Origin of the sequence: Collinsella sp. BG-O-102, assembly GCF_023656745.1 — a bacterium.
Taxonomy (GTDB): domain Bacteria; phylum Actinomycetota; class Coriobacteriia; order Coriobacteriales; family Coriobacteriaceae; genus Collinsella.
Map to the genome: position 1 here is coordinate 1 of NZ_JAMOKO010000030.1, position 6,616 is coordinate 6,616.

The 6,616-nt window shown below is 52.2% G+C and carries 5 protein-coding genes; all 5 read left to right on the forward strand.

The genetic code is table 11. The annotated features are described in order from the left end of the window. On the forward strand, positions 1-561 hold a 561-nt coding region (locus NBH09_RS09770; protein ID WP_250787839.1), incomplete at its 5' end, for an SDR family oxidoreductase. A 503-nt stretch (positions 562-1,064) separates the two neighbouring features. Then, positions 1,065-2,993: a YeeR family protein gene (locus NBH09_RS09775; protein ID WP_250787840.1), complete on the forward strand. Its 1,929-nt coding sequence runs from the start codon at positions 1,065-1,067 to the stop codon at positions 2,991-2,993. Further along, positions 2,983-3,270, forward strand: coding sequence for a hypothetical protein (locus NBH09_RS09780; protein ID WP_227790869.1), 288 nt, complete (start codon positions 2,983-2,985; stop codon positions 3,268-3,270). The genes NBH09_RS09775 and NBH09_RS09780 overlap by 11 nt, the downstream gene beginning before the upstream one ends. Positions 3,271-3,848: 578 nt before the next feature. After that, positions 3,849-5,273, forward strand: a complete 1,425-nt coding sequence (locus NBH09_RS09785) for an RNA-dependent RNA polymerase family protein (protein ID WP_250787841.1) — start codon at positions 3,849-3,851, stop codon at positions 5,271-5,273. A 165-nt stretch (positions 5,274-5,438) separates the two neighbouring features. Next, positions 5,439-6,500 (forward strand): P-loop NTPase fold protein, encoded by a 1,062-nt coding sequence (locus tag NBH09_RS09790; protein WP_250787842.1) that lies wholly within the window; start codon positions 5,439-5,441, stop codon positions 6,498-6,500. Positions 6,501-6,616: the final 116 nt, after the last annotated feature.

Here is a 6,616-nt window from a genome sequence, read left to right on the forward strand (position 1 = left end):
TTCGACGGCACCGCCGAGGTCCACGACGAGGGCGAGCCCCTCAGCCCGCTGTCCGTCTACGGCCAGACCAAGGCCGCCGGCGACATCGCCGTGGCGGGGTGCCCCCGCCACTACATCATGCGCAGCTCTTGGGTCATCGGCGAGGGGCACAACTTCGTAAACACCATGAAGGGCCTCTCAGACCGCGTCGCCGACCCGGACGACAATCTGGACAAGGTCACCGTCGTGGACGACCAGCTGGGCCGCCTGACCTTCACGCGCGACATGGCCGCCGCCATCTTCCACGTGCTGGACGCTAAGGCCCCCTACGGCACCTACGGCTGCACCGGCTCGGGCGCCGTGAGGAGCTGGGCCGACATCGCCCGCGCCGTCTTCGAGGCTGCCAACGGCAACGGGGACAAAGTGGTCCCGGTCAGCACCGCCGACTACTACGCCAGCGCCGCAGGCCCCATCGCCCCGCGCCCGGTCCACTCCGCGCTCGACCTGTCCAAGCTGGAGTCGGCAGGCTTCCACATGCCCGACTGGGAGGAAGAGCTGGGGGAGTACCTCAAGACACTCTAGTCGCCCTTGAATATGCGAGAGTCAAGTCCGCTGTTCCTTAACGGCGGCCTTTCTTGTGACTAGCGTATAGCTCTGTGCCGGTAAGAGCGGCAGCGGTCGCCAGGCTAATTGCGAGCCCTGCAGATGCTTCCAGACCCGGCGGCGATTCGATTCGCCGCCGGGCCTGTTGCGTTTTGGGGCTCTGTCGCCGCGTCTTAGCCTATTCCGGCTTCGGCTGCGCGGCGCGGGTATCGCAGAAGACGTGCAGGCAGCGCTTGCAGCCCGGCGTCATCCCGGCTAGTTCAAGGTTGGATAAATGCTTTTCGTGTCCCGCCACGCTTTCCAATGTGGCGGGACTTTTTGATTGATAGAGCAACTTTGGTAGAGGCCCCGTTCTTACTGAATGCTTCGAAGGCAAGAAGAGCTTCCCAGTAGCCATTTCTACTACCGATGAAAGGCATAGAATTTTTTACTTAATCTGAATGTGGGATAATTCGACGAAAGGATAGGGTTACGGAGCCGCCATGGACCAGAAATTACAAGCGATGATCGAAGAGCTGCAAGGCGTATGCGGTAAACCCGCCCATGAAGAGGTTCAGAAGATCCAAAGGTGTCTGCCCGTCCCCAACGACCACGTCATTCTCTGGGCAGACATGATCTCATATGGAGGATACCCTGCCGGAATCGCCCTCACCGATCGCGCATTCATATCCAAAGCCCCCAAGAAAGATGTGAAGGCCGCCAACAAAGAAGCCAAAGCAAAAGCGAAGGAAACCGGTGAGAAGGCCCATAAGCTTAATGCTATCTACCGCATCATCCCATGGGATTTCTTCGATCCCGAGGATTACGACATCCTGGAGCGCAAGGATAAAGGAAATCGAAGATATGCGCTCAAAGGCAAAGACGAGACCCTCGCTGTATTCGAGAGCAAAGCTATGTACGAAGCGTTCAGAGAGTACCGCTCCGATGCGATAAGGCAAAGAAAAGAAGCGGAGGAATTGGCCGAGAGGTCGACGATCAGCGCCCTGAACTCCTTCAGCGTCGGGGGCATTATGTTCAATGCAGCCTATGGCGCAGGACAGACGAAGACGGGCCATGGAATCTACGCGGAGGAAGCCGGCGCGAAGCTTGATTGGATTCACGGCGAGAAGTCAACGGTAGTCGGAAGAGATAACGCCAAGAACGGACCCGACAAAATTGTTGGGGCATCCCCGGTGCAGTGCAAGTTCTGCAAAACGGCATACCAAACCGTAGAAGCCTGCTTCAAGAAAACGCCAGCTGGCGCCAAGGAATTCAGATACTATGATCTCAACGACAACCCGATGAAGATTGAAGTTCCGAAGGACCAGTACGCGGATGCTGTCGCCTATATGAAAACGCGTATCGAGCAAGGAACCGTTAAAGGCGTCAACGATCCGGAGGCGGCGCTTGATATCATCCGCAAGAGCAACCTTTCATACCAGCAGGTTCGCAACCTTGCCAAGCCGGGAACAGTGGAATCGCTCGTCTACGACTTCGCCGAGTCCTCGATAACATGCACTTCCGCCCTGGGCATTTCCGCCGTCTGCGCATTTGCCCAAGCACTGTGGAGCACCCGAAGTCCAAAAGAGGCGGCAAAGTACGCAATCGTTACGGGCATCAGGGTCTACGGGCTCAGCTTCGCCGGAAGCGTCATTGCCTCCCAGCTGTCCAGGACCAGCTTGATGAACGCAATAAACCCATTGGCTACGCGTATCACCAAGAGGATAGGATCCAAAGCGGCGCAGGAAATAGTAAACGCATTTCGGGCGATGGCAGGGAAGAAGGCCATATACGGCGCCGCGGCACAGAAGAGCTTCGCGAAGTTTCTTGGATCGAACCTAATTACCCAGGGGGCTATGTTCGTGGTCTTTACCGTACCGGATACGTACGGGCTGATTGAAGGAAGGCTGTCAGGGGCTCAGTATACGAAGAACATAACGTCCCTGCTCGTGTCGTTCGGAAGCACGATTGCCGGGACGGCGGCGACAGGCGCTATCGCGGGGAAAAAGCTCACCGACAAAGTCGGCAAAAAAGCAGTGCAGGTCATCGGGATGAGCGGAGGCCTGCTGATAGGGGGCATCGCGGGGGCGGCGACAAAGGCCGTCGGAGACATAATCCGAGAGGACGACGCGCTATGGACGACTCGAATGTTCAACGCTATCTTCGTCAATATGGAAATAGAGTATCTCCTAACTGCAGAAGAGCAGGATGCTGTCATATCCCAACTTGACTCCGATAAAAAGAGCCTGAGAAAGCTCCAAGAAAAACTAGTGAGCTCGAAAGAGCAGGAGAAGGAAATCAGAGATTACCTGCAGCCTCTATTTGAAAAAGCCATGAGATCTCGCAAGAGGGTCACGGAGCGCGATATGAAAACGCTGACTGAAAACTTGGTCGAAATACTAAAAGAGGGGGATAGAGAAATTGAAGTGTGATTGCTGCGGCAGAAAGAAAAAACTACTAGAGGCATTCGCCTCAGTAGACAACGGAGATAAGAAGCTGACTCTCTGCGTCGATTGCAACGATCTGCTTTACAAACTGCGTGATGCCGCAAACGAAGGTGCTGCAAACGAATTTCAGAGCATTCAGCAGTCGCTGACCTCGCGAATGGAGGGTGAGGCGTCGAAGGATTTCCAAGCATGGTCAGAGAAATTCATAGCTAAGCAGCATGCAAAAATTGTTAAAAGCGGAACTGAAGCTCAAGTCGAATAGCCCACGCCGAATCAAACGGTTACCCAGTGGTGCTGTGGGGTTAACGCGTTCATAACTTGAACTGACAGTGTTTCCGTTGGAGCTCCTGTGGGCGGCAGGTTGAGAATAGATTTAAAAACCGAAGCAGTCTTCCGTTTATCTTAAAGCGCAGACTCTGCATTTGTTGACGCTGAGGCCTCACGAATCTGATGCCAATGCAGATTCGATAACTCTCCTTCAGGTAGGTTCAGGTAGGTTATATATCTCTAATCCGATACGATCGTGTGTTTCAAGATAGGATTTCGGGTACAATAGAACTGCTTTACGCATTGGCGTAAAGGTGCGTTATCGCCGTCAATAGCGCAAACGACGAAATTCCGACGTTCGCACTATTGATGCCGACGTTGCCTGCGCATAGCTGGGCAAGGGCGCTGATGATCATATCGGTTATCTCCGCATCTCCATCTAGTATGCCATAGGCAAGCATTGGAATGGGCGGCCGCATTGCGTTGGTGAACTCGCTTCACCTCATGTTAGCCTGCTCGGTTTGGGTGAGCCGCTCCTATATACCGAGCAGGTTGATTAAAGGCGGTGAGCCCGTGAACGATTTCGACCCGTCTCGTATTCCAGGGTATGCGACAAAGAAGAGCTACGCGCATTTCGATTACCGTGTTGCATTCAAGGATGTCGAGGCGAGGGTTTGTGATGCAGATTTTATTCAGCGTCACGCATTTCTTCCCTTAATTGCGAATGAGCTTTGCCATGTGAGATTCAGGGACGGCAAGAAAACCCTGAAGACGAGAGATATCGCATATGCATCTCACTTGGATCACAGGATTTTTCAGTATTATGCGCTGCAATGGGGCAAGTTATATGACCGTCGTGCCTTAGAAACGGGCATCGGCGGCGTTGCTGCAGCTTATCGAAGCGGATTTCACCTCACTAATTACTCTGTTGCTGCAGATGCAATCGATGCCATTCGCAGGCAGGGGGATTCGCTAGTTATCACGGGAGACTTCACCCATTTTTTCGATAACCTCGATCATAGTTACTTACGCAAGGCCGTTAGAGGGTTCTTTAACGAGGGCATGCTTCCACCGGACCATTACCAAGTCCTGAAAAACATATTGCATTACTGCTATTGGCCTGTTGGCGATTTGGCGAGAAGGAACGGACTTTGCTGGATTGATCTTCAGCCAGACGACCCGTTCACGTTTGGCAATTCTGCGTCCAAAGTTCGATCCAAGGCGTTAAGGAGCCTTAACAGGCTACCGCGCATCTTGACACCTGCGGAGTTTACGGCTTACAAGGATTCTTCGATTGTTGTGCCCTGGAAAGAAAGGCATGATGCGAGGGGCATTCCCCAAGGACTGGCAACAAGTGGCGTGTTGGCGAATATGTATATGTTTGATACCGATGCCCAGATTAACGCGTGTGTTGCCAGCGTGAATGGCAGGTATATACGATATTGCGACGACTTCATCATTGTCGTCCCTGCCAAGGATCTCAAAACAGCAAGTAAAGCTCTTGCTTTGGCACAGGGAGTTCCTGCAGTTGAACTACAAGATGAAAAAACCAAAATCCACCGTATAAACGATGGAAAGGTCGAGCAACTTTCATTTGGTGCATTGCTCGCAGGAGAAATGGAAGTTGTGCGAACCGCGCATCATGCTGGAAATCATGTTTCGTTTTTGGGATTTGATTTTGACGGTAACGATGTTCGAATTCGCCAATCTACGGTCGGAAGGTTTTACAATAGGTTTTATCGTGCTGCTAAATCAATCGGCAGGCTGGCTGATAATCCGGACAAGCATCCGAGTAAGAAGCGCGTAAGCGCATTGTACGAGCATTACTCTCCGAAGGGGAACAGATCGAGTGACAAGCGAAGCGCTTCGGACCCAAGCCGCCATGGAAACTATCTTTCATATGTTGCAAGAGCTCAGAAGGCGTTTCCGAATGACCCCATTAGTGGTCATGTTTCCAAGATGTATAGGAAAATTAACAAGGCAACGGGTAGGGGCTGATACTGGTTTAGGCGCTGTAGGTAACAGTAAAGCTTGAGCATGGTCTAACCGCCAGCTTTCAATCGAGTTTATGCCATCATTGTTGTGGACGGGGCGGCCTCAGTTGCGGGTTGATCTATCGCAGCGAAAGAAATCTTTCGCCCTAAGTTGATGCTGGAGGGAATAATGGAGACATGCCGGTCAAAAGAACCTGCTGATCAGCTCATCGGTCATATCGATTCCTATCTCAAGGATAAGGACAATCAATATGCAATTGCACTTGAGGGAGATTGGGGGTCGGGAAAGACCCGATTCATTGAAGAGAAGCTCGCCAAGCATCTCGAAGAGGGCGAATACGACCTTGTCCGCGTTTCTATGTTCGGGATTGCTACTGCTGAAGATTTATACGAACGCATTGTGATGGCGCTCGTACACCTTAGCGATAAAGACATGAGGTCGCAAGCTGCTGCCAAAACGATAGGGGGCGCCCTCAACGGTATTTCGGGGGCTTTAATTAAAAGAACGGGATTATCCGTGAATCTCTCCGTCGGGATACAATCCGTTGCCTGCCTAATGCTCAGAAAGAAGCACTTTCTTGTATTCGATGATGTGGAGAGGCGTTCTAAAGATAGCGACGATTTGGCGCTATTCGGAACGATGAACGATCTTGTCGAAAGACTTGGGTTGAAGGTCATGCTGGTTTCAAATGCCTGGGGAGGCAGTGATGTGCAATCGATGCGAGAGTTCGATAGGGACGTACGCGAAAAACTAATTTGGAAAGTCTATCCATTCAGGCCGTGCCCGTCGGCATTGGCCGAAGAAATTCTCATGGGAGATTGTCGCCCATCGGAAGACCTTGATATACATGGTGCCATACTTGCGGGGGTTGAGGCCAGCGGATGCGTAAATGCTCGGGCAATGATTCGTGCTCATGAGCTAATCGGAAGAATTTGCAGTCTTGAGGCGGTTCAAGATACAGGAATTGCACCCCAAAATCGGTTTAACGCTCTACGGGACGCAGTCCATTTTGCTTTGTTGACCTCCATGGGGAGCGCGCCTTCCATGCCACAAAACGGAAGGCGAGAGAATTTGCTCAGTCCGGAGGCCCTGGAATACGATCGTAGCGTGTCTCTTTACGAGCAATACTCTGATTTCTCCGTGATAGGTAAAGCATTCGAACCTTCAGGCGAAGTAACAAAGGATGATCTTGAGCAAGGGTTTAAAGCGTACATTGGAAAAAGGTGGTAGTGTCGAGAAAGTTGGTGTAAGGGCCCTTGCGGCCCCTGTGTCCGATATCCGGAATCAGTTGATATCCTAGGCCGCCTCCACGCTGTCGGCAAGTTCCAGGCTTGATTCGATCATCT